The sequence below is a fragment of the Rhodopseudomonas palustris genome, from assembly GCF_007005445.1.
Taxonomy (GTDB): Bacteria; Pseudomonadota; Alphaproteobacteria; order Rhizobiales; family Xanthobacteraceae; genus Rhodopseudomonas; species Rhodopseudomonas palustris_G.
This window is the reverse complement of the sequence record NZ_CP041387.1, coordinates 729,501-755,204: the sequence shown is the minus strand read 5'-3', so window position 1 is coordinate 755,204 and position 25,704 is coordinate 729,501. Positions and strand designations below refer to the sequence as shown.

At 65.5% G+C, this 25,704-nt stretch carries 22 protein-coding genes; 8 read left to right on the top strand and 14 right to left on the bottom strand.

Annotated elements, in window-relative coordinates:
* Positions 1-34: 34 nt before the first annotated feature.
* On the top strand, positions 35-364 hold the full coding sequence (locus tag FLL57_RS03465) for a GIY-YIG nuclease family protein (protein WP_142882149.1): 330 nt from the start codon (positions 35-37) through the stop codon (positions 362-364).
* Positions 365-407: 43 nt separating this feature from the next.
* Here FLL57_RS03465 and FLL57_RS23255 read toward each other — a convergent pair whose 3' ends face one another.
* The 7 genes from FLL57_RS23255 to FLL57_RS03440 all read right to left on the bottom strand — a co-directional run bounded on the left by FLL57_RS23255 (position 408) and on the right by FLL57_RS03440 (position 6,689).
* Complete coding sequence (locus FLL57_RS23255) at positions 408-560, bottom strand: hypothetical protein (protein WP_185966181.1); 153 nt, start codon at positions 558-560, stop codon at positions 408-410.
* A complete protein-coding gene (locus FLL57_RS23585; protein ID WP_283805259.1) occupies positions 557-691 on the bottom strand; it encodes a hypothetical protein in 135 nt (44 codons plus the stop codon). Before FLL57_RS23585 ends, FLL57_RS23255 begins: the two co-directional genes overlap by 4 nt.
* Before the next feature lie 64 nt (positions 692-755).
* A complete protein-coding gene (gene hemF, locus FLL57_RS03460; RefSeq protein ID WP_142882148.1) occupies positions 756-1,670 on the bottom strand; it encodes an oxygen-dependent coproporphyrinogen oxidase in 915 nt (304 codons plus the stop codon).
* 335 nt (positions 1,671-2,005) lie between these two features.
* Positions 2,006-3,073 (bottom strand): phytoene/squalene synthase family protein, encoded by a 1,068-nt coding sequence (locus FLL57_RS03455; RefSeq protein WP_080964243.1) that lies wholly within the window; start codon positions 3,071-3,073, stop codon positions 2,006-2,008.
* Positions 3,070-4,605: a phytoene desaturase gene (locus FLL57_RS03450; protein WP_142882147.1), complete on the bottom strand. Its 1,536-nt coding sequence runs from the start codon at positions 4,603-4,605 to the stop codon at positions 3,070-3,072. The genes FLL57_RS03455 and FLL57_RS03450 overlap by 4 nt, the downstream gene beginning before the upstream one ends.
* 75 nt (positions 4,606-4,680) lie before the next feature.
* Positions 4,681-5,568, bottom strand: coding sequence for an alpha/beta fold hydrolase BchO (gene bchO / locus FLL57_RS03445; RefSeq protein ID WP_142882146.1), 888 nt, complete (start codon positions 5,566-5,568; stop codon positions 4,681-4,683).
* Positions 5,569-5,726: 158 nt separating this feature from the next.
* Positions 5,727-6,689 carry an alpha/beta fold hydrolase gene (locus FLL57_RS03440; RefSeq protein WP_013503675.1) on the bottom strand — a complete coding sequence of 321 codons (963 nt, stop codon included), beginning with the start codon at positions 6,687-6,689 and terminating at the stop codon, positions 5,727-5,729.
* A 110-nt stretch (positions 6,690-6,799) separates the two neighbouring features.
* On the opposite strand from FLL57_RS03440, the gene hemE reads away from it, so the two are divergent.
* Together hemE and FLL57_RS03430 are read left to right on the top strand one after the other, a co-directional pair.
* A complete protein-coding gene (gene hemE, locus FLL57_RS03435; RefSeq protein WP_013503676.1) occupies positions 6,800-7,846 on the top strand; it encodes a uroporphyrinogen decarboxylase in 1,047 nt (348 codons plus the stop codon).
* Between the two features lie 380 nt (positions 7,847-8,226).
* Positions 8,227-8,958, top strand: a complete 732-nt coding sequence (locus tag FLL57_RS03430; protein WP_013503677.1) for a PilZ domain-containing protein — start codon at positions 8,227-8,229, stop codon at positions 8,956-8,958.
* 25 nt (positions 8,959-8,983) lie between these two features.
* Here FLL57_RS03430 and FLL57_RS03425 read toward each other — a convergent pair whose 3' ends face one another.
* Genes FLL57_RS03425 through hemC form a run of 3 tightly spaced genes read right to left on the bottom strand, consistent with a single transcriptional unit; the run spans position 8,984 to position 12,773 of the window.
* Positions 8,984-10,756 carry a magnesium chelatase subunit D gene (locus FLL57_RS03425; RefSeq protein WP_142882145.1) on the bottom strand — a complete coding sequence of 591 codons (1,773 nt, stop codon included), beginning with the start codon at positions 10,754-10,756 and terminating at the stop codon, positions 8,984-8,986.
* The gene (gene bchI / locus FLL57_RS03420; RefSeq protein ID WP_142882144.1) at positions 10,753-11,775 is read right to left on the bottom strand and encodes a magnesium chelatase ATPase subunit I; all 1,023 of its coding nucleotides are present in this window, start codon (positions 11,773-11,775) and stop codon (positions 10,753-10,755) included. The genes FLL57_RS03425 and bchI overlap by 4 nt, the downstream gene beginning before the upstream one ends.
* 5 nt (positions 11,776-11,780) lie before the next feature.
* Positions 11,781-12,773: a hydroxymethylbilane synthase gene (gene hemC, locus FLL57_RS03415; protein WP_433962607.1), complete on the bottom strand. Its 993-nt coding sequence runs from the start codon at positions 12,771-12,773 to the stop codon at positions 11,781-11,783.
* 237 nt (positions 12,774-13,010) lie between these two features.
* Here hemC and FLL57_RS03410 point away from each other — a divergent pair, with 237 nt between their 5' ends.
* From FLL57_RS03410 to FLL57_RS03390, 5 genes are all read left to right on the top strand, one after another.
* Complete coding sequence (locus FLL57_RS03410; RefSeq protein ID WP_013503681.1) at positions 13,011-14,324, top strand: DUF3422 family protein; 1,314 nt, start codon at positions 13,011-13,013, stop codon at positions 14,322-14,324.
* A complete protein-coding gene (locus tag FLL57_RS03405; RefSeq protein ID WP_142882142.1) occupies positions 14,324-15,928 on the top strand; it encodes an alpha/beta hydrolase family protein in 1,605 nt (534 codons plus the stop codon). The genes FLL57_RS03410 and FLL57_RS03405 overlap by 1 nt, the downstream gene beginning before the upstream one ends.
* A complete protein-coding gene (locus FLL57_RS03400; RefSeq protein ID WP_142884155.1) occupies positions 15,928-16,416 on the top strand; it encodes a CIA30 family protein in 489 nt (162 codons plus the stop codon). Before FLL57_RS03405 ends, FLL57_RS03400 begins: the two co-directional genes overlap by 1 nt.
* Positions 16,417-16,476: 60 nt before the next feature.
* The gene (locus tag FLL57_RS03395) at positions 16,477-17,706 is read left to right on the top strand and encodes a Coenzyme F420 hydrogenase/dehydrogenase, beta subunit C-terminal domain (RefSeq protein WP_142882141.1); all 1,230 of its coding nucleotides are present in this window, start codon (positions 16,477-16,479) and stop codon (positions 17,704-17,706) included.
* A 115-nt stretch (positions 17,707-17,821) separates the two neighbouring features.
* The gene (locus FLL57_RS03390) at positions 17,822-18,271 is read left to right on the top strand and encodes a ferritin-like domain-containing protein (protein ID WP_013503685.1); all 450 of its coding nucleotides are present in this window, start codon (positions 17,822-17,824) and stop codon (positions 18,269-18,271) included.
* Positions 18,272-18,705: 434 nt separating this feature from the next.
* On the opposite strand, the gene FLL57_RS03385 is transcribed toward FLL57_RS03390, so the two are convergent.
* From FLL57_RS03385 to FLL57_RS03370, 4 genes are all read right to left on the bottom strand, one after another.
* The gene (locus tag FLL57_RS03385; RefSeq protein WP_013503686.1) at positions 18,706-19,152 is read right to left on the bottom strand and encodes a hypothetical protein; all 447 of its coding nucleotides are present in this window, start codon (positions 19,150-19,152) and stop codon (positions 18,706-18,708) included.
* 206 nt (positions 19,153-19,358) lie between these two features.
* A complete protein-coding gene (locus tag FLL57_RS03380; protein ID WP_047310036.1) occupies positions 19,359-22,526 on the bottom strand; it encodes a multidrug efflux RND transporter permease subunit in 3,168 nt (1,055 codons plus the stop codon).
* A gap of 9 nt (positions 22,527-22,535) precedes the next feature.
* A complete protein-coding gene (locus FLL57_RS03375; RefSeq protein ID WP_047310035.1) occupies positions 22,536-23,735 on the bottom strand; it encodes an efflux RND transporter periplasmic adaptor subunit in 1,200 nt (399 codons plus the stop codon).
* A gap of 357 nt (positions 23,736-24,092) precedes the next feature.
* The gene (locus FLL57_RS03370; RefSeq protein ID WP_235677203.1) at positions 24,093-25,640 is read right to left on the bottom strand and encodes a flavin-containing monooxygenase; all 1,548 of its coding nucleotides are present in this window, start codon (positions 25,638-25,640) and stop codon (positions 24,093-24,095) included.
* Positions 25,641-25,704: the final 64 nt, after the last annotated feature.

Below are 25,704 nucleotides of genomic sequence, written 5' to 3'. Positions count from 1 at the left end.
CAGACCAGAATAGACGCAGCATTCCAACACCGTCATGGCCGGGCTTGTCCCGGCCATCCACGAACGACATACTCACCGCATGGGATGCGGTTACGTGTACTTTTTGACCAACCGGCCCAACGGCATCCTGTATATCGGGGTGACGAGCGACCTCGTGCGTCGGGTCCATGAACACCGCACCGGCGCCGTTGCGGGCTTCACGAAGCGCTACGGCTTGAAGCGGCTGGTGTACTTCGAAATTTATGATGACATCCGGACTGCGATTCAGCGCGAGCACAACATCAAGCACTGGAGCAGGACTTGGAAAGTGCGCCTGATCTTGGCGACGAATCCGCATTGGGACGATCTTTACGACTCGTTGTGAGGCTGTTCGTGGATGGCCGGGACGGAGCCCGGCCATGACGGATTCAGTGCCCCTCGTGAAGTCTAGCCCCCTTCCCCCTCTCCGCCTCGCGCTTCCGATCCAGCCTGCGCCCCTGCCATTCGAGCACGCCCCAGCCGGCGGCGAACATGCCGAGCATCAGGATTTCGAAGTAGTTGAAGGCGCTATCGCTGTTCATTGCGGGCGATCCTTGTCGCGCTCGGCGCGGGCGCGGTCGAGGCGTTTGCCTTGGCGCTCCAGCACCAGCCAGCCGACGATCAGGCAGGCGAACACCGCGATCAGCTCGATCAGTCCGTAATAGTTCTCCATCACGCGCCTCCCGCTGCCGCAGCCAGTTCGGGCTTGATCAATTCCAGCGCACCCGAGGGCCTGATCAGCTCCAGCTCACCAGCGGCGGCATCGAGCTCATGATGGTTTCGGTGTTGCCGCCGGTCTGCAGGCCGAACATCGTGCCCTTATCGTACAGCAAATTGAACTCGACGTAGAGGCCGCGGCAGGCGAGCTGCTGAGCGCGCTCCGCCTCGGTCCACGGCTCGACCATGCGCCTGCGGACGATCTTCGGATAGATATCCAGCAGCGCCGAACCGACGTCGCGGGTGAAGGCGAAGTCGCGGTCGAAATCGCCGCTGTCGAGGTGATCGTAGAAGATGCCGCCGACGCCGCGGGCCGTGCCGCGATGCGGAAGAAAGAAATACGTATCGGCCCAGGGCTTGAACTTGGCGTAGTAGTTCGGATCGTGGGCGTCGCAGGCGGCCTTCATGGCGGCGTGGAAGATCACCGCGTCCTCCGCGTCCTGACTGCGCTGCTCCGGCAGCATCGGCGTCAGATCGGCGCCGCCGCCGAACCAGCCTTTCGACGTCGACAGAAATCGCGTGTTCATGTGCACGGTCGGCACCCGCGGACTGCGCGGATGCATGATCAGGCTGATGCTGGTGGAGACGTAGTCGAGGCTGGCGCCGTCTCCGGGCAGATTCTTGGCCATCTCCGGAGTCAGCCTGCCGTTGGCCGACGAGGTGTGAATGCCGATCTTCTCGAACAGCCGCCCGTTCGACAGAAAGCCACCGACCCCGCCGCCGGCGCCGGTCTTCCGCTGCCACGGCTTGTAGGTGAAGGTGGCCGGCTCGCCGGGAAACAGCTCCGCCGGCGCCTCGCGCTCAAGCGTTTCGATCTCGGCGCAGATCCGATCGCGCAGCCCCTCGAACCAGGCCCGCGCCTGGGCCCGGCGGGCCTCGACGGGATTATCGTTGGAAGCAGCGGGCGAGCGGTCGAGGTCGGTGTCGATGGTCATGGCCGTGATCCGTTGCGCAAGGTCCGCATCGGTATCACGCCAATGTGGCGGCTACGAGAGTTTTTGCAACTCAGTGGCGTTTGAACGGAGCAGCCCGCTCGGGGAGCGCGCGGCTCATCCTTCGAGACGGCCGCTACGCGGCCTCCTCAGGATGAGGTCGAAGCGAGAGGATGGCCCAATCGAGATTCGTGGAGTGTCGCTACGCGCGATGTCCTCATGGTGAGGAGGCGCGCAGCGCCGTCTCGAACCATGCGCTACAAATGTCGGCGCAACCGCCGTTCGCGGATGGCCGGGACAGGCCCGGCCATGACGAAATTGAGACGGAGATCTGCTAACTACACCCGGCTGCGCTGCAGCATCTGGTCGCGGCGTTCGAGGCGGGTGAACAGGTCGACCAGCCAGGCGACCTTCTGCTCAAGCGGCTTGACCTTCTGGCGCGGCGGCAGTTCGCGCACCGGATGCGCGATCACCGCGTCGACCAGAAACTTGGTCTCTTCCATGTCGCCGAACTTGGCCGGCAGATACTTCGCCGGCGCCCATTCGGTTTCCTGGAACGCCAGCAGCCGCGCCAACACCGCGAGCTTGCGGCCGGTGGAAACCACCGCGCGGCTCGACACCGAGTCGAGACCGGAGCGTTCGACCTCGCGGCCGATCTCGGCATACAGCGCGCGCGCCGCGAAGATGCCGGGACGGCAGGAGCGCGGCAGATTGGCGATGCCGAGCGTGGCACGATCGTACAGCGCGTCTGCGGTGTCGATCAGTCGCTTGACGATGCTGGCGATCTCCGGCGTGAACTTCGGATCGGCGAGCCATTTGGCGGGATCAAGTCCAGCTTCGCGCATCCACGACAGCGGCATGTAGATGCGGCCGTTGCGCGCGTCCTCGCCGATGTCGCGAGCGATATTGGTGAGCTGCATCGCGCAGCCGAGATCGCAGGCGCGGGCCACGATGTCGGGTTTGCGCTGCCCCATGACCAGCGTCATCATTACGCCGACGGTGCCGGCGACGCGGGCGCAGTACGAGTACAACTCCGACAGCGTCTCGAACCGGCGGCCCTGCGCGTCCCACTCCAGCCCCTCGATCAGCGCCTCGGGAATCGCCGGCGGAATCGAAAACCGCGCCACCACATCGGCGAAGGCGCGGTCGGACGGATAGGCACGCGGCACGCCGCGGCAGGCGCGGTCGAGCCGGTCCTTCAGCACTTCGACCGCGGCGGCGCGATCGAGACCGAGATCGACGGCGTCGTCAGCGACGCGGCAGAACGCATACAGCGCGATCGCCGGATCGCTGATCCGCCGCGGCAGCACGAGGGACGCCGCGTGGAAGGTGTGCGAGCCTTCCTTGATCATCTCGCGGCAGGCCAGCATGTCGGATTGGGCCAACATATCGGATTGCAGACTCATGATGTCACCAGACTGTCGGCCGGAGGGACCAGCGCATCGATGACCCGCGCCGAGGACAATACCCCGGGCAGGCCGGCACCGGGATGCGTTCCGGCGCCGACGAGATAAAGCCGCTTGACGTCTTCGCTCTGATTGTGCGGCCTGAACCAGGCGCTCTGCCACAGCACCGGCTCCAGACCGAACGCCGCGCCGCGGAACGACGACAGCCGGTCCTGGAAATCCAGCGGCGTGGTGATCTTGGAGGTCGCAATCTGGTTTTCCAGATCGGGCAGAATGGTGGCGCCGAGCATCTTGGCGATCGCAGCCCGATAGGGCTCCGCCTTGCTGTGCCAATCGACGTCGCCGAGCAGGTTCGGCACCGGCGACAGCACGTAGAAGGTGTCACAGCCGGGAGGCGCGAGCGACGGATCGGTCGCGGTCGGGCGATGGAGATACAGGCTGAAATCCTCGGCGACCACCTTGCGGCTGAAGATGTCGCTGATCAGCTCCCTGTAGCGCGGCCCGAGCAGAATGGTGTGGTGCTTGACGTCGTCGTAGCGGCGCTTGGTGCCGAAGTACCAGACGAACAGACTCATCGAGTAGCGCGACTTCTCGATCTTGGCGTCGGTCCAGCGCTTGCGAGTCTCCGGCGCCAGCAGATAGCGATAGGTCGAGGCGGAATCGGCGTTCGACACCACGATGTCGGCCTTGATCACCTCACCGTCGGCGAGCTTGACGCCAGTCGCGACGCCGTTCTCGACCACGATCTGACGGACGTCCTGGTGATAGCGTATCTCGCTGCCCTGCCCTTCGATCAGCTTCACCAGACCGGTGACGAGCGCGCCGGTGCCGCCCATCGCCGAATGCACGCCCCACTGCTTTTCGAGGTAAGTGATCAGGCAGTACACCGAACTCGACATGAACGGATTGCCGCCGATCAAGAGCGGATGGAAGCTGAACACCTGCCGCAGCTTCGGATCCTTGAAGTGCTTGGCGACGAGGCCGTAAACGCTGCGATAGCTCTCCAGCTTGATCATCGCCGGCGCGATCTTCAGCATGTCGGTGAAGCGGCTGAACGGCTGATCGCCGAGCTGCTCGAAGCCGACTTTGAAGATCTCGTGCGAGGCCGCCATGAAGCGGTCGTAGGCCGGCACGTCGTCGGGACAGAATTTCGCGATCTGGTCGAGCACCGCATCGCGATCGTCGGAATAGTCGAAGTGCGTGCCGTCGTCGAAGCGGATGCGATAGAACGGCGACATCGGCTTCAAGGTGATGTCATCCGACATCCGCTTGCCGCACAACTTCCACAGCTCTTCGAACAGATACGGCGCGGTGACGATGGTCGGCCCGGCGTCGAACGAGAAGCCGTCCTGCTTGTGGACGTAGGCGCGGCCACCGGGCTTATCGAGCTTCTCCAGCACGGTGACCCGATACCCTTTAGCGCCCAGACGGACCGCCGCGGCCAAACCGCCGAAGCCGGAGCCGATCACCACCGCATGCGGCGCATGATCGCGGGGAGGACGAGGAGCAGGATTGGGGCCAGGATCAAGCATGGGTACCACTGTAACAAAAAATTGACAGAGGGCTAGCGGCAATCTGTAAGCGGGTCCTGACAAGCCGTCTTTGATCTATTCGATATTCGGAAGTTTTTCCGCATAGCGTTCGATCAGGTCGGCGATCAGGGCCGGCCGCTCCTCGTGCGCCAGATGGCCGAGCGCCGGAATCCGTTCGATCACCGCTTTCGGCAGGATTTCCCGTACCTTGACCGCCACCGACGGTGGGATCGCACGGTCCCCCTCGGCCGCCACCAGCACCAAGAGCGGCTTCAGATTGGGCAATGCTTTCAACAGCGGTTCAAGCTCCCAGTTCGCCATCATCCGCAGCGCTGCGGCGACATGATGCGGGCTGGACACCAGCTTGCCGTAAAGCTTCATGCCGGCCGGATCGATGGTCGAGCCGGTGTTGCCGATCAACCGCTCGACCGAGCCGCGGCGTCCGGCCTGCCAGGCGAACAGACTCGGCACGAACGGATTCATCACCAGCATCTTGGCGAGTGGCGAGAAGAAACTCGCCGCCGGCCCTCCATAGGGCAGAAACGCGCCGTTGAGGCTGAACAGGATTTTCGGATCGATCGCGCCGTCGAGGCACATCCGCGCCAGAATCGCTGCGCCCGCCGAGTGACCGACCACCAAACAGGGGGAGACCTGCAGCACGCGCAGCAGCGCGGCGAGGTCGGTCGCCATCCCGGGCAGCGACATCCGATGGCCACGCGGCGACTGGGTGAAGCCGTGCCCGGGTAGGTCGGGCGCGACCACCTGATAGTGCTGTGCCAGCAGCGGCGCCAGACCCCGCCAGGAGTGCGAAGCTGCGCCAGTGCCGTGGATCAGCAGGATCGCCGGCGCGGTCGGCGATCCCATGCGTTGCACATGCCAGCGGAAGCCGCCGGCCTCGACGAAGCGGCTGGCCTCGCGATGGGGCCAATCCAGGCCGTCCCGACTCCAGACGAGATCGCTCACGGCACGCCTCGACTACAGGCCCCTCATGGTGAGGAGCCCGCTCTGCGGGCGTCTCGAACCATGAGGATGCAGGACGCCATCCTTCGAGACGCGGCCCTGCGGGCCGCTCCTCAGGATGAGGCCCGTTGTGAGGAGAGGCAGTGACATCGTCGCCGCCACTACAGCGTCGCCCTACCCGTCCCCGTGACCCGACCGAGAAACTCGTCATAGGCCCGCATGAACTCGCCCGGCACCTCGAAATGCGGCATCGCGCCGGTCTGAAACACCGTGACGGTCCAGTTCGGCCGGCCCTCCACCGTGGTCTTCAAGGTGTAGTCGACGAAATCGCCGCGGACGCCGTGGCTGAACCACACCGGCATCGGCAGATCCTGATAGATCCGCAGGATGTCCTGACTGAACAGATAGCCGGCGACGAAGTAATACGGCGCGTGCTGGGCGCCCGGCTGATGCGTCGTCAGATAGTCGTAGTCGAGCATACCCTGATCGATGTTCGGCGCGCCGAAGGCCTTCTTCAGGAACCAGGCGATCACCGGCTTCATCGTCAGCAGCTTGAAGATGCCCTCGCTCCATACCGGGTTCTCGAAGAACGCGTGCAGCCACGGAATCGCGCGCGATCCCTGGGTCCAACGCTGGTTCTTCTTGTCGAATCCGGTCGGGGCGACCAGCGCCAGGCTACGGAACGGCTGCGGCGTTTCGCTCGCTGCACGCGCCAGGAATTCGCTGCCGAGCGACAGCGCCAGTGCATCGATCGATTTGTCGGGGTGCACCTTCTGAATCTCGGCGACTACGGAATGCACCGCATCCGTCATCATCCGAATGGTGTATTGACGCTTTGCGCGCGACGAATGACCAAAGCCCGGCAATTCGATCGCATAAACCGGGCGGCTTCGCGCATAGTGCTCGAAGATCGGCCGGACTTCGTAAGCAGAGCCTGCGGCATTGACGCTGTGGATCAGCAGCAGCGGCGGCTCCGACGTCGGCTCCGCCGGCGCTGAGGACCAATAGGTCAGCCGGCCGCCGAAGCTGTCGATGTCGTGACGTTCGCCCGGGACCGGCGCCGGCAGCGCCGGATTTCCGCTGAGCGTCTCGGACGATGCGGGGGTGGGTGCGGTTGCATTCATCTCGAAATTCCTATTCGCGGCATCTCCGCCGCAGGTCGGCGTGGTCAAGACGGTGCGCGCAGTGTATCAGACCGTCAAGAAGACTTGTCGTACAACAGTGGGTAGCTCTCTTGACACAGAATCTGGTGACCAAACCGTTCATGGAAGTGCTTTCCGGCAACCGGCAGGCCTCTCCTCCGATGTGGATGATGCGGCAGGCCGGACGTTACCTGCCGGAATACCGCGCAACGCGGGCGCAGGCCGGTAGTTTCCTCGATCTGTGCTTCAATGCGGAGCTGGCCGCCGAGGTGACGCTGCAGCCGATCCGGCGATTCGGCTTCGATGCCGCCATTATCTTCTCCGACATTCTGGTGGTGCCCTATGCGCTCGGCCGCGCGGTGCGGTTCGAAGTCGGTGAGGGTCCGCGGCTCGACCCGCTGGATACGCCCGACAAGGTCGGTACGCTGAGCAGCGCGATCGACCTGTCCAAGCTCGAGCCGGTTTTCCAGGCGCTGCGCATCGTCCGCGGCGAACTGTCGCCGGAAACCACGCTGATCGGCTTCTGCGGTTCACCGTTCACGGTCGCGACCTACATGGTGGCCGGCCAGGGCACCTCGGACCAGCACCCTGCCCGACTGATGGCCTACCAGCATCCCGGCGCATTCGCGAAGATCATCGACGTGCTGGTCGAGAGCTCGATTCAGTATCTGCTCAAGCAGCTCGAAGCCGGCGCCGACGTGCTGCAGATCTTCGACACCTGGGCCGGCATCCTGCCGCCGCGCGAATTCGAGAAGTGGTGCATCGAGCCGACCCGCCGGATCGTCGAGGGCATCCGCAAGGTCAAGCCGGGCACCAAGATCATCGGCTTCCCGCGCGGCGCCGGCGCGCTGTTGCCGGCGTTCGTCGAGCGCACCGGCGTCGACGCCGTCAGCATCGACTGGACCGCCGAGCCGGCGTTCGTGCGCGAGAAGGTGCAGACCAAAGTCGCAATTCAGGGCAACCTCGATCCGCTGCTGCTGATCGCCGGCGGCTCGGCGCTCGACCAGGCGGTCGACGACGTGCTGAACAACTTCTCGGCCGGACGGCACATCTTCAATCTCGGCCACGGCATCACGCCGGACGCGTCGATCGCTCACGTCGAGCAGATGATCAAGCGCGTCCGCGACTACAAGGCCTGAGGCACCTTCGCCTCCTGCGGTCCGATCTGATCAAAGAGCCGGTGCAGCCCGCACCGGCTCTTTTCTTTTGTCGATTGCAGAAAGCAATCACCACAACCTTCCAAGACAATCTGACAGTTAGGTTGTGCGGAAGCTTAGCTCCCTTTTTTGAACTCGTTGTGCCGGTAGTCGGCATTGGCCGGAACCGGGGTTGTTAGCTCGCGGGCGCCAGGAAAGGCCCGATACGCCTGGATTTCAGGTTCCCGAACAAGCTTATCCGCAGCCACAAGATTTCGATAACCAAGGTTGGAATCATTGGCGGATCATGAGCAATCCTGAAGATCTCCACGCCGGCGAGTGCGTTACTAATCGACAGGTATTCTTCCGGGGGCCGAACCGCAGTGTCCGTCCAGCGATTTCTCAAGCAGCGCGCCGTTAACGTCACCGTCGGTGGCAACTACTCGCTGGCGAACTGGTACGACCAGAACGGCAAGCTGCGACAATTCGCCTGCCGCACCAGCCGGGTGTCGCCGTTCCGGATGATCGTCGACGTCCCGGTGATCGGCCGCGTCGGCGATCAGATCTCGTCGTACTTCAGCGAGTTCGGCAAGCTTGAAGGGCACATCAGCGACACGCTGCCGGGCGGGTTTCTCCTGGAACTCGCCGTGACTCGCGCGATGCGCGAACGCCTCTCCAACCAGTTGAGCTGGCTGGAGCGGAAGATGCTGGACCCGGAAATCAAGGACGCACGGGAACAGGCGCGGATCGTTCCGGCCTGTCCGCACTCCACGCTGATCCTCGCCGACGGCAGTACGCACACCTGCTTCGTCATCGACATGTCGATCTCGGGAGTCGCGGTGTCCGCCGACGTGCAGCCCGAGATCGGCACGCCGTTGGCGGTCGGCGGCTGCGTCGGGCGCGTGGTGCGGCATCGCCCGGACGGCTTCGCGGTCAAGTTCACCGAGCTGCAGAACCGCAACGAACTGGAATGGCGGATCGCGCGGCCGCCGCAGCGGAACTCGACGGTCGGTGCGCGGGTCGAAAGGCTTGCCACCATCGAGGCGCCGCCGCCTCCTGCTCCGATCACGCCGCGTGTCGCCGGAGACGACGACGCCTTCGTGCTCGACGCTTAAGATCACTGCTCCGAGCGGACGCCGCTCAGTCCTGCCGGGTAGCGGCGGTCACTGCCTGCGCCAGCACGGTGGCATCGGCATGCGGCAGCGGCAGATAGCGCGCGTCCATTTCCTTGGCGAAGGCTTCCGCCTGCGGCCCCGGACGCGGCGACATGTCGATCACCACCGAACTGATTCCGGCGACGCGGAACTGCCGCGCCGACGCCTTGGCGTCCTCTTCGGCCTGCGGCCGTCCCGGCGCGCCGTCGCGCGCGATGTTGGCGCGGCCGTCGGTGAGCACGATCACGGTCGGGGTCTGGCCTTTGCGCTTGATCGAATCCGCCAGCATGAAGGCGCAGTCGAGCCCGGCCGACAGCGGGGTGCCGCCGCCGCCCGGCAGTCCGGCGAGGCTGCGCTTGGCGCGCGCCAGCGACCGCGTCGGCGGCAGCAGGATCTCGGCGATGGTGCCGCGGAACGAGATCATCGCCACCTGGTCGCGGCGGACGTAGCAGTCGGCAAGTAACAGTTCCACCGCGCCCTTGGCTTCAGCCAGGCGGTGCAGTGCCGCCGAACCGGAGGCGTCGACCACGAAGATGGTGATGGTCTCGGTGCGCTGCTTGAAGCGCGCGATCCGGAAATCGTCCTTCTCGACCAGAATGCGCGGCGCGCTGCCGTTGCGACCTTCGGCCTGGCGCCGCCGGAGCGGCTGCCACGGTGCCGCGGCGCGCAGCGTCTCGATCACGTTGAGCTTGGAGCCGTCGCGCAGTTCGCCGCGGATGCTGCCGGCGGGACGGCCGCGCTTCTTCGACTTCTGCAGCTCGCCGGCTTTGCCGGCCGAGCGGGCCCGCGCCCGTCCGGCCGAGGCGCGCATCGCCTCCAGCACGCCGGGCGGCATCGCGGCCTTGACGGCGGCGAGGATCACCTCGTCCAGCGCCTTGTCGATGTCGGGCGTCTGCTGCTCTTGATCGTTGTTGTCCTGATTGTCGTCTTCCGGCGGCGGCGGCTCGGGCGGCGGCGGCTCATCGGCCTGGTCCGGCTGCTCCTGCTGCGGGAACACGGTCGCGCGCGGCGCCAGCACCAGCCGTGCGGCAAGCGTGATGTCGTCCTGCGCGATCGCAGGTCGATCGAACAGCGCCGCGCTCGCCTTGGCGGCGCGAATCGCCAGCAGCGGGGCGCGCAGCGAGATGATGCCGAGCGCGGCAGCCGCCGTACAAACCGCCTCGATCTGGTCGCTCTCGACCTTGATGTCGGCGAGCCGGGCGCGCGCGGCGCGGATGTCGTCGAGCGAGATCGGGAAATCGTCGGTCTCGCGCCAGGCGAACTGATCGAGATCGAGATGGAAGCCGAGCCGGTCGCGCAGCCCGGCCGGCGCGAACTCGTCTTCCAGCCCTTCGTCGAGCGCGATGACGCCGAACCGCGCCGGCATCCGCAGCGACAGGCCGTCGCGCTCCACTGCGGTTTCGTGCGCGTCCATCGCCGCGGTCAGATACACATTGGTCGAGGACTGCAGCCGCTCTGCCATCGCCACCACCAGCACGCCGCCATCGGCTTCCGACAGCAGACCACGCTCGGCGACCGGGCGGCCGGCAAGCAGCGTCGCCGACAGATCGAGCCCGCCGAGCAGGCGGCCGTCGCCGATGTGCAGCGGCAGATGCTTGTAGGGTTGTTCAGGCGGCAGCGCGGCCCGCAGCATCGCGAGCCAGCGATCGCGCACCGGGCCGGCACGCGAGCGCAGCAACACACCGCCGGTGCCGACCGGATCGACCGCGAACAACTGCGCCGCGGTCACCGCATCGGACCATGCGAGCGCGATGCTCATCCGAAGATTTCGGCGAGCGCGCGGTCGACCCGCACGCTGGAGCCGGCATCGTCGAGCGGATTGCGGCGCAACCGGTGCCGCAAGGCAGAGGGCGCGATCCGCTTCAGGTGATCATCGGTCACGGTCTTGTCGTGCTCGAGCGCAGCGAGCGCACGCGCGGCACGCATCAAGGTGAGTTCGCCGCGCAGGCCGTCGGTGCCGAGCGTCATGCACAGCTTGGCGGCGCGCTCCAGCGCCGCATCGCTCACGGTGACATCGGGCAGCCGTTCCTTTGCCTGCGAAATCTTGCGGCGGAGCTTGGCCTCTTCCTTCGACCAATCGGCCACGAAGGCCGCCGGATCGTTCTCGAACGCATCGCGGCGTCGCACCACTTCGATGCGTTCCGGCAGCGTGTCCGGCGTCTTCACTTCCACCGACATGCCGAAGCGGTCGAGCAATTGCGGACGCAGCTCGCCTTCTTCCGGGTTGCCGGTGCCGACCAGCACGAACCGCGCCGGGTGACGGATGCTGAGCCCTTCGCGCTCGACCACGTTCTCGCCAGAGGCGGCGACGTCGAGCAACAGGTCGACCAGATGGTCTTCGAGCAGGTTGGCTTCGTCGATGTAGAGGAAGCCGCGATGCGCTCGCGCCAACAGGCCAGGCTCGAACGCCTTCTCGCCCTTGGCCAGAGCGCGTTCGAGATCGAGTGCGCCGACGACGCGATCTTCGGTGGCGCCGAGCGGCAGATCGACCACCGGCACCGGCACCTGCGCGGTCTTGACCTTGCCGTGCTTGACCTTCTCCCTGCACTCTTCGCAGTAGCGCTCGGGCTGGTCGGGATCGCAATTATAGCGGCAGCCGACGACCGTCTTCATCTTCGGCAGCAGCGCAGCGAGCGCGCGCACCGCGGTCGACTTGCCGGCACCGCGATCGCCGAACGCCAGCACGCCGCCGACCTTCTGATCCACCGCCGCGATCAGCAGCGCCAGCTTCATCTCGTCCTGGCCGACGATCGCGGAGAACGGAAACACTGTGGCCATGACGATTACTCCGGCCGGGTCTTTTCGATCACCGCGGCTGCACCCTTGTCGAGCAGTTCGAGTCCGACGTCGCGACCGAGTTCGCGCGGCCGATTGGCCGGACCGGTGCGCACCGCCTCGATGAACATTCCGCCTTCCAGGTCGAGCACCGAGGCGCGCAGCGTCATCTCGTCGCCAGTGATGATCGAGTGCGCCGCGATCGGCGAGTTGCAATGGCCATTCAGCACCCACAGCACCTCGCGCTCGGCATCGCAGCACAGCCGCGACTGATGATTGTCGATCAGCGCCAGATACTGGCGAGTCTTCCACTCGTGCACGGGGCATTCCACCGCGACGATTCCCTGACCGGCTGCGGGCAGCATTTCTTCCGGGGTGAAGTCGTGAGCGATGCGATCGACGAAGCCGACGCGCTCGATGCCGGCGCGCGCCATGATCAGCGCGTCGGCGGGACCCACCTCGCTGCCGTCCGGCATCCGCTGCTTCTCGCCATTGTCGAGCTTGCGCATCCGGCTGTCGGCCGCGCCGCGGAAATGGATCACCTCGACTTCCGGGAACAGGCGCTTGGCATAGGCCGCGCGCCGCACCGCGTTGGTGCCGATGGTGTAGCCCTTGCCGCGGGATTTCTTCAGATCATCGAGAGTGAGGCCCTTGCGCAGCACCAGCGAGTCGCACGCCGGATCGCGCGCCAGCGTGGCGGCGACGATCAGGCCGGGCGTCTCTTCGTTGGCCGGCATGTCCTTGAGTGAATGCATCGCGCAATGCAGTTCGCCGCGCAGCATCGCGGCGCGGATCTCGGCGACGAAGGCTCCGCCCTTGCCGCCGTGCGGCAGCAGCTTGCTGATCTGATCGCTGTCGCCGACAGTTTCGAACTTGATGATCTGGGGATCGAGCTCACTCGCAGCCGCGCTCAGTTGCTTGGCGATGTCCTCAGTCTGGGCAAGCGCCATCACGCTCTTGCGCGTACCAATACGGACTGGAAATTTCACCACACGCTCCATTCGACAACCGCGACGGGCCCGCGGCGAAGTTCGGCCGAACCTTATGACCAGCCCGAGCCAGATTGCAAACGGATGACACCGATGTCTCGTAGAAGCCCGGCGGGGGACCGGGGTCGTTGATCCTGGACAATTCCGGTGCCTGCGACAGCCTTTCGCGGAACCTTTCAGCTTCTGTCTATCGCCACGCAATGGTACTCAAGTCAACTAGGCGCAATATTGAGCAAGGTCAAAAGCGAGATGACGGCTGAAGTTCTGATTGGCGACGGAGACGTTCGACTTTCGCCGCACCCGCTGCGCGCCATCGTTCTCGGCGAGGTCCACGCGCGCCCGTTCACTGCACTGAACCTGCCGGCACGCGTGCTGCACTTCGCGTTCGACACTTCAGGACCGGCCGCCGCTGCCGACCGCGCCGCAATGATCAGCTTCTGCGAGTCGCGCGGGCTGCAGCCGCCACCGCCCGGCGAAAAACACCACCGCGCCCGGTTCGGCACAACCATGCTGCGCTGGGAGCAGCACTCCGAGTTCACCACCTACACTTGGGAGATTCCGGCCGATCCGACCGCAGCGCCGTTCCATCCGGAAGCATCGTCGATCGCCTCGCCGATGCGTCTGCTGCCGCAGCCGGGCCCGCTCCTGGTCGCGGTCGATCTGCACGCGATGCCGGAGGATCCGCCGCGCACCGCGCCGGAGCGGCAGTTCGATCGCGCCAGCCTCGCGGTCGCCGAGAACTCGGACGGCGCGGCGCTGTTCGCTACCGATTTCCAGCCCGGGCCGTCCGGCTTCGTGCGGGTGCTGGTGATCGATCGCGGCATGTCGGCGGAGCGCGCCGGCGCACTGGTGCAGCGCGTGCTCGAAGTCGAGACCTATCGGACGCTGGCGCTGCTCGGCCTGCCCGAAGCGCAGCGGCTCGCGCCCTCGATCGCCGCCAGCGAGAAGCGCCTCGCCGAAGTCACCGCGGAGATGCGCGGCGGCGGCGACCTCGCCAACAACAATAAGCTGTTGCAGGAGCTGACCGAGCTCGCAGCCGAGGTTGAAGCCGGTGCGGCTGCCAGCCTGTATCGATTCGGAGCCAGCCGCGCCTATGACGAAATCATGAACGGCCGGTTGGCGACACTCGGCGAACGCAAGGTCGGCGGTCTGCCGACCTGGTCGTCGTTCCTCGCCCGCCGGATGAAGCCGGCGATGCGCACCTGCGCCACCACCGAGGCCCGCCAGTCCGACCTGTCGCTCAAACTCGCCCGCGCCGCCAACCTGCTGCGCACCCGGGTCGACGTCGAACTCGAACAGCAGAATCAGGAACTGCTCAAGTCGATGAACGCCCGGACGCGGCTGCAGCTTCGGCTGCAGACCACGGTCGAAGGGCTGTCGACCGCGGCGATCACCTACTACGTTGTCGGCCTGTTCGGCTACATGGTGAAGGGCGCCGCCGAGGCCGGCCGGCTGAAAATCGATCCGAATCTCCTGACGGCGGGTTTTGTTCCGATCGCCGCGCTGTCGATCTGGTGGACGATCCGGCGGATCCGCAAGAAGCACATCCCGGACGTCGATTGATGGCCGCGCATCGCAGGCCGAAGCTGCTTCGGATCATCGTCGCGCTCGCCGCGCTGGCTGCGATCGCGGTGGCGCTGTGGCAGTTGCAGCTCGGCAAGGACGGGCTGATCATCACGCATGCGACGGTCGGGCAGACGCCCGTCACCGTGTTCCGGCTGCCGTCTGCCACCAAGGCGCCCGTGGTGGTGATCGCCCACGGCTTCGCCGGCTCCCAGCAATTGATGCAGCCGTTCGCGCAGACGCTGGCGCGCAACGGCTACATCGCCGTCACCTTCGACTTCACCGGACACGGCCGGAATCCAGTAACGATGGTGGGCGACGTCGACGAGCCGACCAGGATCACCGGCGTGCTGGTCGACGAACTCGGCCGGGTCACCGACTATGCCCGCAAGCTGCCGCAGAGCGACGGCCGCGCCGCCGTGCTCGGCCACTCGATGGCTTCCGACATCGTGGTGGCCTATGCGGTGGCGCATCCGGACATCGCCGCCACGGTCGCGGTGTCTGTGTTCACCCGCAAATCGACCGCGACGCTGCCGCACAATCTGCTGGTGATCGTCGGCGCGCTCGAGCCGCAGATGCTGAAGGACGAGGGCCTGCGCATCGTCAATCAATTCGCGGGCAGCAATGCCGTCGCCGGCCGCACCTACGGGAGCTTCGCCGACGGCACCGCGCGGCGCCTCGTGCTGTCCTCGGGCGTCGAGCACATCGGCGTGCTGTACAGCCAGGACTCGATGCGGGAGTCCCTGCACTGGATGAACGATGCGTTCGGCCGCACCGGTTCCGGCTGGATCGACCAGCGCCCGCGCTGGCTGGCGCTGTTGTTCGGCGGGCTGATCGTGCTGGCCTGGCCGCTGTCGAAGCTGCTGCCACGCGCCGCCGCGGTACCGATGGGCGCCAGCCTGAGCTGGAAGCAACTCCTGGTCGCCGCGATCGTGCCGGCGGTGCTGACACCACTGCTGCTCTGGAAGGCGCCGACCGATTTCCTGATCATCCTGCTCGGCGACTATCTGACGCTGCATTTCCTTCTGTACGGACTGCTGACCGCCGCGATCCTGGTGCTGATCCGGCTGCGTGGCCGGCGTGCCGCGGCGCATCCCACGCGGCCTCACGCGCAGGAACTGGCCGCGCTCGGCGCTCTGCCCGATCCCGCCCACCCGCGGGTCGCGATCGCGGCGCTGGTGATCGCAACCGTGGCGGCAATCGCCTACAACATCCTCGGCTTCGGCGTCGCGCTCGACAGCTATCTGTTCTCGTTCATGCCGATCGAGCCGCGCATTCATCTGATCGCCGCGGTCGCCTGCGGCACGATCCCGTATTTCCTCACCGCAGAATGGATGGCTCATGGCCAGGGCGCCAAGCGTGGCGCCTACGCGCTGGCGAAGTTCTGTTTCCTCGCTTCGCTCGCCGCAGCCGTTGCGCTCAATCTGCAGAAGCTGTTCTTCCTGATCATCATCGTGCCGGCGATCCTGCTGTTGTTCCTTGCCTTCGGCCTGATCAGCAATTGGACCTACAAGGCGACCAATCATCCGCTGCCCGGGGCGCTGGCCAATGCGGTGCTGTTCGCGTGGGCGATCGCGGTGACGTTCCCGATGGTGATCCGGTGATGCAGCACGAGCTGTGGCCTGCGGCAGGACAGCGACGCTGGCGAGTGATCACCGACACGGTGATGGGTGGCGTGTCGCAGGGCACTGTGGAGCTTACCGAGATCGAGGGCCGGACGGCGACCCGGATGCGCGGCGCGGTCTCGACCGAGAACAATGGCGGCTTCATCCAGATCGCGATGGATTTGTCGCCGGACGGCGGCGCGTTCGATGCCGGCGGCTTCGAAGGTATCGCCGCCGAACTGTTCGGCAACGACCAAGCCTACGGCCTGCATCTTCGCACCACCGATCTGCTGCGGCCGCAGCAATCCTATCGCCACCCGTTCGAGGCGCCGCCGCGCTGGCAGGTGCTCGAGTTTCCGTTCGCGGCCGTCACGCCGCACCGTACCGACATGCCGTTCGACCCGCGCCGGCTGCGGCGGGTCGGGCTGGTGGCGATCGGCCGCGAGTTTGACGCAGATCTATCGGTCGCCCGGCTTTGGCTCTATTGATCGGACGAGCAACTTAAGGCGAATGGCGACGTCATCCGCCGGTTCCTAGAAGACGCGCCCATGCACGATCGTAGCCCCCCGCCCGCACTGTGGACGCCGCCGCTGAACCAGCCGGCGGAGCGCGAACTGTGCACCGATTGCGGCGTGTCGCGGATGAGCGATCCGAAGCAATGTGGTCAGGCCTGCCAGTTCATCAAGCCGGACTACCCGGCGATGGAACGGCGGGTGCACGGCCGCAGCCGCGACAGCGGCTCCGGCGACGAAGCGTTCTTCGGGCCGTATCGCCGGATGCTGCAGGCGGCGATGAAGCAGCCGCGCGAGGGCGCGCAGTGGACCGGCATCACCACCACCATCGCGCAGCGGCTGCTGGAGACCGGCGCGGTCGACGCGGTGATCGCGATGGCGCCGGATCCGTCCGACAAATGGAAGCCGATGCCGGTGCTGGTGACCAAGCCGGAAGGGATGGCGCAGTGCCGCGGCATGCGGATGGGCTACGCCCCGTCGCTGGCGCTGCTGGAGCCGGCGATCGCCGCCGGCTACAAGCGGCTCGCGGTGATCGGGGTGCCGTGCCAAATCTACGCGTTGCGCCGGCTGCAGGATCAGCTCGGCCTCGAAAAGCTCTACGTGATTGGCACGCCGTGCTCGGACAACACCACGACCGAGGCGTTTCACGGCTTTCTCGATCTCTTGTCCGACAAGCCCGAGACCATCACCTATCTGGAATTCTGCGCCGACTATCATGTCGAGATGCGGTTCGACGACGGCAAGGTGAAGCGGGTGCCGTTCCTGCTGCTGCCGATCTCGAAGCTGCCGCCGGACTTCTTTCCGATCACCTGCCGCACCTGCGTCGACTACACCAACACGCTCGCCGACATCACCGTCGGCTACATGGGGGGACGCGGCGAGCAGTGGCTGCTGGTGCGCAACGAGCGCGGCGAGGAACTGCTGAGACTGCTCGGCGAAGAGGTGAAATTGCGCGAGCCCACCAGCGCCGGCAATCGGGTGGCACCGGTGAAGGGCTTCCTCAAGAATACCGAGCTGGCCGCCGGCGGCCTGCCGGTGCGCGGCATGCCGAACTGGCTGCGGCCGTTGATGGGCTGGCTGATGCCGAAGGTCGGACCGCGCGGCATCGAGTTTGCGCGGGCGCGGGTCGAGATGAAGGCGGTCGAGACCGTGCTGCATCTGCGGCGGCACTACAAACACAAAATGAAGAACATGATACCGCCCCACGTCTGGGCCCTGGTGAAGCCCTACGGGCTTGAGCCGCAAGACGGCGAACGCCACAACTAACAACTTTCCGTGCCGTGGTTCCTGCCCGGAACCGAGCTTCCTAATCCCGGTTATCGCGCGGCAGGTGCGCGGGCGTTGTCGCTCGCACATCGCTCAACCGAACATGGAGGCTGACGTGGACACCGATATCATCGACCATCTGAAGACGCTGCACACCAGCGAAATCGACGCCCGCAACGGCTACGAGGAAGCGCTGGAGGACGCGGAAGGCCAAGGCATGACGCCGCTGTTCCGCGACATGATCGCGCTGCATCACGGCAACGCCGAAGAACTGGCCGGCCTGCTGATCAACGCCGGCGAAACCGCCGACGATTCCGGCTCGTTCATGAGCGTGGTTCATCGCACCATCATGAGCGTGCGGTCGCTGTTCGACGGCCTCGACGGCAGCGTGCTGCCCGGCCTGATCGACGGCGAGAAGAGAAACCTGTCGAAATACGACGACGCGCTGAAGGCCACCGCCGGCATGCCGTCGATCGCGTCGACGCTCACCACCCAGCGCACCAAGATCAGCGAAAAGATCGCGCTGATGGAGCAGCAGAAAGCCGCCTACGAGGCCGCGCACTGAGCGACGGCGCAATCGATCAGACATGACCTCGGGGGCCGCGGCCCCCGTTTTTGTGCGAAGCACCGCGGCGGATCGGACCAGCTAGCTGACTATCGGTCATATCGGCACAGCTTCATGGCGAGGAGTGCGCAGCGCCGTCCCGCGCGCACCGCGAGCGGCTGGAGACGTCCGGCTTTGCCGTGCTCCTCGGAGCCTGACCGCAATACAGGCCGTCGAGCCAATCGCGATGGTGGCTCGTTTAGTTTGCAGGCGTTTCTTGCGGCTTCAGCTGCATGACCTGGATGCCGGGCACAATGCCGGACAATGACGGGTGAGAAACAAATGCCGATTTCATTGATCGCATTGGCGGCAAGCTCCGAGCAGCCGGCAATGAATAAAGGCCCCGGTCTTTCGACCGAGGCCTCCCACTTGTACCCGGCTTGAACTGCCGGCGATTACTTCGTCACCGTACCGGTCGAGCCCGGCGAGTTTCCGACCCCGGCGTCGGACGCGGTCGGCGCGACCCGCGTGTCGGTGCCCGGATTGTTCGGCTGATAGCGCTTCGGCTCGTTCTGAATGCCTTCCGGCTGCGCCATTCCCGTGGTGCCGCCCTGGCCCGCGGGCGAACTGACCTGGGCGGTCGCCTGCTCACCCGGCTTGTAGGAGAAGCCGGCCGCCAGCAGGCCCATCGCGATCAGCGCGAATACCGCAATGCCGGCGAGTTCCGGCAGCGCACCGTCGCGCGCGGCGCCGCGTCCGGGACCGTTGCCTTCCAGCGTATCGGCGGCGATCTCGCGATTCGAGCGGGACCGAATGAAATTGAGGAACGCCAATCCGACGATCACCACGCCTGCAGCGAGCGTGAAGAACATCAGCCAGCTAATCGGTTGGTCTCCGTCCATGAATTATCTCCGGTTGTCGACGTGTGGATTGTTCACCTGTCGCCAACCAACCGGAGATAGTCGGATTGGTTCCGGATCCGGCAGTGATGCTGGAAAAAACGATCCCGGCGCGTTGTCGAGCGACGGAGAAAGACCGTTCGCGTGAAGCGAAGGCGTCACAGATCAAACGCGGGTTCCGATCGATCAGAAGCGGAAGCCTTCGCCGGTCAGGTCTGATCGTGCGGCAACTGCGCGTGCATCGGAACCCGATGGGTCAGGGTCTCCTCGACCGGATCGTCGGAGCGGTCGCCTGCGAACAGCCGCTGCACTACGACGAAGAACACCGGGACAAAGAGCAGCGCCAAAATCACCACCGCGATCATGCCGCCCATCACACCGGTGCCGAGCGCCTGCTGGCTCTTGCCGCCCGCACCGCTGGCGATCACCATCGGCAGCACGCCGGAGCAGAACGCAAGGCCCGTCATCAGGATCGGTCGGAACCGGAGATGGCAGGCCTCCATCGTCGCGTCGCGCAGGCTCTTGCCCTCTTTGCGGAGATCCTTGGCGAACTCGACGATCAGAATCGCGTCCTTGGCGGCTAGACCGATGATCGTGATCAGACCGACGGTGAAATACACGTCGTTCGGCAGCGACCGCATCGACGCCGCGATCACCGCACCCGCGATGCCGAGCGGCACCGTCAGCAGCACCGACAGCGGAATCGTCCAGCTCTCGTACAGCGCCGCCAACACCAGGAACACCACCAGCGCCGACAGCGCCAGAATGATCGGGGCCTGCGAGCCGGAGAGCTTCTCCTGCAGCGACTGGCCGGTCCAATCGTAACCGAAGCCGCGCGGCAACTGACCGGCAAGCCGTTCCATCTCGGCGATTGCGTCGCCCGAGGTGAAGCCGGGCCGCGCTTCGCCGCTGATGCGGATCGCCGGATAGTAGTTGAACCCGACGATCTGGGTCGGCCCCTTGGACCACTCCACCGTCGCGAACGAGGAGAACGGCACAAGCTGCCCGCGGCTGTTCTTCACCGTGTAGCCGAGAATGTCGTCACCGTTCATCCGCCCCGCGGCGTCGGCCTGCACGATCACGCGCTGCATTCGGCCGCGGTTGGGGAAATCGTTGACGTAGGACGAGCCCAGGTTGGTCGAGACCGTGTTGTTGATGTCCTCGAAGGTGACACCGAAAGCCCCGGCCTTCTCGCGGTCGATCACCAGATTGAGGACCGGCGCCGGCGGCAGCCCTTCGACATAGACCTTTTGCAGCACGGGGCTGGCGTTGGCGGCGGCGACGAGCTGTTCGCTGGCTTTCACCAGTGCGTCGTAGCCCTTCTGACCGCGATCCTGCAGCCGGAAGCTGAAGCCCGACGAATTGCCCAGGTTGTCGACCGGCGGCGGCTGCAACGCCGACACACGGGCGTCGCGGATCTCGCCGAGCTTGCGGTTGGCGTCGTCGACGATCGCCGCGGCCGACGATTTGGCGTCGCGCTCGCCCCAATCCTTCAAGGTCACGAACGCCTGCGCGGCGTTCATGCCCTGGCCGAGGAAGCTGAAGCCGGTGAGGAACGTCACGTTCTCCACCCCGTCGCGCTTCAGAAGATAGTCCTCGACCTGCTTCACCACGTCGTAGGTGCGGTTGTAGGAAGAATCCGACGGCGTCTGCACGTCGACGGTAACGAAGCCCTGGTCGTCGATCGGAAGAAAGCCGCCGGGCATCCGCACCATCGCCCAGCCGAGCACGGCGACCAGCACCGCATAGATCACCATCAACCGGCCGGTGCGGCCGAGATTCCAGCGCACGATGCTGGAATAACGCTCGCGCACGTTGTCCAGCGTGCGGTTGAACCAGCCGAACACGCCGCGCTCTGCGTGGGCATGGCCTTTGTTCACCGGCTTCAGCAGCGTCGCACACAACGCCGGCGTCAAGGTCAGCGCCATCAGCGCCGAGAACGCGATCGCCGACACCATCGTCACCGAAAACTGCCGATAGATGATGCCGACCGAGCCCGGGAAGAACGCCATCGGCAGGAACACAGCGATCAGCACCAGGGTGATGCCGATGATCGCCGAGGTGATCTGCGACATCGCCTTGCGGGTCGCTTCCTTCGGCGGCAGCCCTTCCTCGGACATGATGCGTTCGACGTTCTCGACCACCACGATGGCGTCGTCGACCAAAATGCCGATCGCCAGCACCATGCCGAACATCGACAGCATGTTGATCGAATAGCCAAACAGCAGCAGCGACGCGCAGGTGCCGAGCAGCGCCACCGGCACCACGATGGTCGGGATGATGGTGTAGCGGATGTTCTGCAGGAACAGGAACATCACCACGAACACCAATACCACCGCTTCGATCAGCGTGTGCAGCACCTTGGTGATCGAGGCCTCGACCACCGGGGTGATGTTGTAGGGGATCTCGTATTTGATGTTGTCCGGGAAGAAGCGCGACAGCTCCTTCATCTTGGCCTCGACAGCGCCGGCGGTGGCCAGCGCGTTGCCGGTCGGCGACATCAGCACCGAAAGGCCAGCGGTCGGCTTGCCGTTGAGGCGGGTGTTGAACTGGTAGGAAAAGCCGCCGATTTCGATCCGGGCGACGTCGCGCAGTCGTACCGTCGATCCGTCCGGATTGGCCCGCAGCACGATCGCGCCGAACTCGTCCGCGGAGGAGAGCTGCCCCTTGACCAACACCAGCGTGGACGTCTTCTTGTCCTTCGGTGACGGCTCGGCGCCGATGCTGCCTGACGCGACCTGAGCGTTCTGGGCCTCGATCGCCTTGGTGACGTCATCGGCGGTGAGATTGTAACCGACCAGCTTGTCGGGATCGATCCAGATCCGCAGTGCCCGCTCGGTCGAATACAGCGTGGCGCGGCCGACGCCGGGAATGCGGCGGATTTCGCCGAGCACGTTGCGGATCATGAAGTCGCCGAGGCCGACCTCGTCCAGCGAACCGTCGGTCGACGTCAGGGTAATAATCTGCAGCACCGCGCTGGAGGCTTCCTCGACCAGAATGCCCTGCTGCAGCACCGCCCGCGGCAGCCGCGCTTCGATGCGCTTGATGCGATTCTGCACGTTCACCGACGCCATCTCGGTGTCGGTACCCGGCTCGAAGTTCGCAATGATCTCGACCTGTCCCAGCGAGTCGGACGTCGATTCGAAATTCAGAATGCCGTTCGCGCCGTTGAGCTCTTCTTCGATCAGCCGGGTGACGCTGTTGTACAGGTTCTCCGGCGAGGCGCCCGGGTACTGGGTCGACACCGAAATCGACGGCGGCGCAATGATCGGATACTGCGCGACCGGAAGAAACGGAATCGAGATCGCGCCGATCAGGCAGATGAACAGCGCGATGACCCAGGCGAAGATCGGCCTGTCGATAAAAAATGAGGGCATCCTTGGTGCCTATCGCACCGCTTGGACGGAACCCGTGGTCTCAGGCAATACTGCCGCCGACCGACGTTCTCCGACGCTCACCGGAGTCACGGTGTCGCCTGCGGCGAACTTCTGAAAGCCTTCGACCACCACACGCTCGCCCGGCTTGAGACCGTCGAGCACCAGCCATTGCCCGTCCTGCTGCGGTCCCAGCCGCACCGCCTGCACGGCGACGCGGTTGTCGGGCTTGACGACGAAGACCTCGCTACCGCCGCCGCTGTTGCGCTGCACCGCCTGCTCCGGCACCGCGATCGCATCGGCGTCGATACCCTGCTCGATCCGCACCCGCACATACATGCCGGGCAACAGATCCCGCTTCGGATTGTCGAACTCGGCGCGGAGCGTCACCTGGCCGGTGTAGGCGTCGACCTTGGCGTCCGAGAACAACAACTTGCCGTGCTCCGGATAGTGCGTGCCGTCGTCGAGGACGAGATGCGCGCGCACCGCGTCGGGGGCGATCTGGTCGAGCTCGCCGGAATCGAACGCACGGCGCAGCCGCGCCATCTCCGACACCGGCTGGGTGAAGTCGGCATAGACGTGGTCGAGCTGCTGGATGGTGGCGAGGCTGGTGGAGTCGTTCTGCACCACCAGCGCGCCTTCGCTGACCAGCGCCGCGCCGATCCGGCCGCTGATCGGCGCCCGAATGGTGGCGTATTCGAGATTGAGCTTGGCGCGGGCGACCTCGGCCTCACGCACCGCGACCTCGGCGGCGGCCTGGCGCAAATTGCTGATGGCGACCTCGCTGGCGGCGCGGGACGCCGCCTGCTCGTTCGCCAGCGTCGACACGCGCTTGGCATGCATGTCGGCCTGATCGCGCGCGGCGGTCGCCTTGGCGAGCGCGGCCTCGGCGGCCTTCAACTCGACCTCGAACGGCCGCGGATCGATCTGATACAACGGATCGCCGATCTTGACCTCGCTGCCCTGCTGGAACATCCGTCGCAGGATGATTCCCGACACCCGCGGACGCACGTCGGCGACCCGGACCGGAGCGATCCGTCCCGGCAGTTCGCGGACGATCGAGCGCGGATGCGCCTTGATCGTGACGATGCTGACTTCCGGTTTCTCGGGCGATGACGCGCTCGCGACGGACGGCTCGTTGCAGCCGGCCAGCGTCGGCGACAAACAGGCGAGCGCCAGCGCCGTCAACCCAAACCTCGTCATACCCCGCATCTGAAACCTCGTGTGGTGCGCCTCAACGCGATCAAGCAAGGCGCGGACCATCGGCGACAGCAAGGCGCCGACAACCGACCCGATCGTGGAGACGACTGGTGAACAGATGTTAATCGCTAATTTGTGCATCACAACATGGGGGGATGGCGGCGCAATGTCACACAGTAGGGAACCGCCTGATCCCGCAGGCCTTTCCCGGCTTCACAGCTCTGTGTGGCGGCAAATACGCGAACAAATGCCGCAGCTTACTGGCCGTCCGGGGAACTCACGAACGCTTAACCATGCCGTGTTCCGGCGATTCGGCTGTCGAATTGGCGACAGCCGTCCACGCAGGTTTTGTGACAACGGCGCGCGGCGTCATGCCGCATACACGAACGCCGGGTCGGTCAGATCGATCGCAGGAAACTGGTCCTTCTCCGTCCAATAGTCCTGGCTGTGCTGCCACTCGGGTTTATTGCCGCGCTTGGGCAACAGGTGCATGCCGCGCATCAGGTAACCGGGGTTGAAGTTCTCCGGGTCGATCCACGGCAACAGCGCCATGTCGCGATCCTCCGGACGCAGCGCCGGTACCACGCTGCGATAGGCGTTCTCCCTCATGTGGCTCAGCAGCCGGCAGACGAAATCGGCGACCAGATCGGCACGCAGCGTCCAGCTCGCGCGGAAATAGCCGAATACCCAGGCCATGTTCGGAACGCCGGTAAACATCATGCCGCGATAGGTGACGGTCTCGGCGAAATCCAGCGGCGCGCCGTCGACCGAGAACGCGATGTCGCCGAGCACATTGAGATTGAAACCGGTGGCGGTGACGACGATGTCGGCTGCGAGCGCCTCGCCGGACTTCAACATCATACCGGTCTCGGTGAAGCACTCGATCTCGTCGGTGACCACCGAGGCCCTGCCCGATGCGATCGCCTTGAACAGATCGCCATCGGGAACGAAGGCGATACGCTGCCGCCACGGCCGGTAGCTCGGCGTGAAGTGTGGATCAAGGTCGGCATCGGGGCCGAGATGGGCGCGAACGCCGGCGAGCAGTTCCTGCTTCACCACCTCGGGCTCGCTCATCGAGCGGCGGGTGAAGGTCGCTTGATCGAACAGGATCTTGCGACGGACGATCTCGTGGATCCAATCCTCGGCCACCCCGAGTTCCCGCAGCGTATCGGCGATCTCGATCTTGTTGCGGCCGGGAATGAAATAGGTCGGCGAGCGCTGCAGCACGGTGACGTGCGCCGCGGTGGGCGCGATCGACGGCACCAGGGTGGCCGCGGTCGCCCCCGAACCGATCACGATCACCCGCTTGCCAGCGACGTCGAGATCGTCGGGCCAGGTCTGCGGATGCACGATCCGCCCCTTGAACTCGGCCATGCCCGGCCATTCCGGGGTGTAGCCTTCGCTGTGGCGATAGTAGCCCTGGCACATCCACAGGAAGTTGGCGGTGAAGCGCACCGTCTCGCCGCCCTCGCCGCGTAGCGCTTCGATCGTCCAGCACGCATCCTCGCTCGACCAGCTCGCCGAAACGATGCGGTGACGGTAGCGGATGTGGCGGGCAAGATCGTGATCGGCGATCACCTCGCCGAGATAGTCGCGGATCTCGGCGGCGGTGGCGATCGGCTTGCCGGTCCAGGGCTTGAAGCGATAGCCGAAGGTGTAGAGATCGCTGTCGGAGCGGATGCCGGGATAGCGGTGGGTGCGCCAGGTGCCGCCGAACCCGTCCTGCGCCTCCAGCACGACGAAACGGGTGTCGGGGCACTGCGTGGTCAGGTGGTAGGCGGCGCCGATGCCGGAAATTCCGGCGCCGACAACCAGCACATCGATATGTTCGCAATCGGAACGGGGAGCGTGATCGCTGAACGGCGCGGACGCCGCTGCGCCGTCGCGGCCGGGCGCGGCGGAAGCAGAGTGGGTCATGTTTCCTCGACTTTTCTTGTGTCGTTGGAAACAGAATGACGGCTGCGGGCGGCTTTGCCCAGCA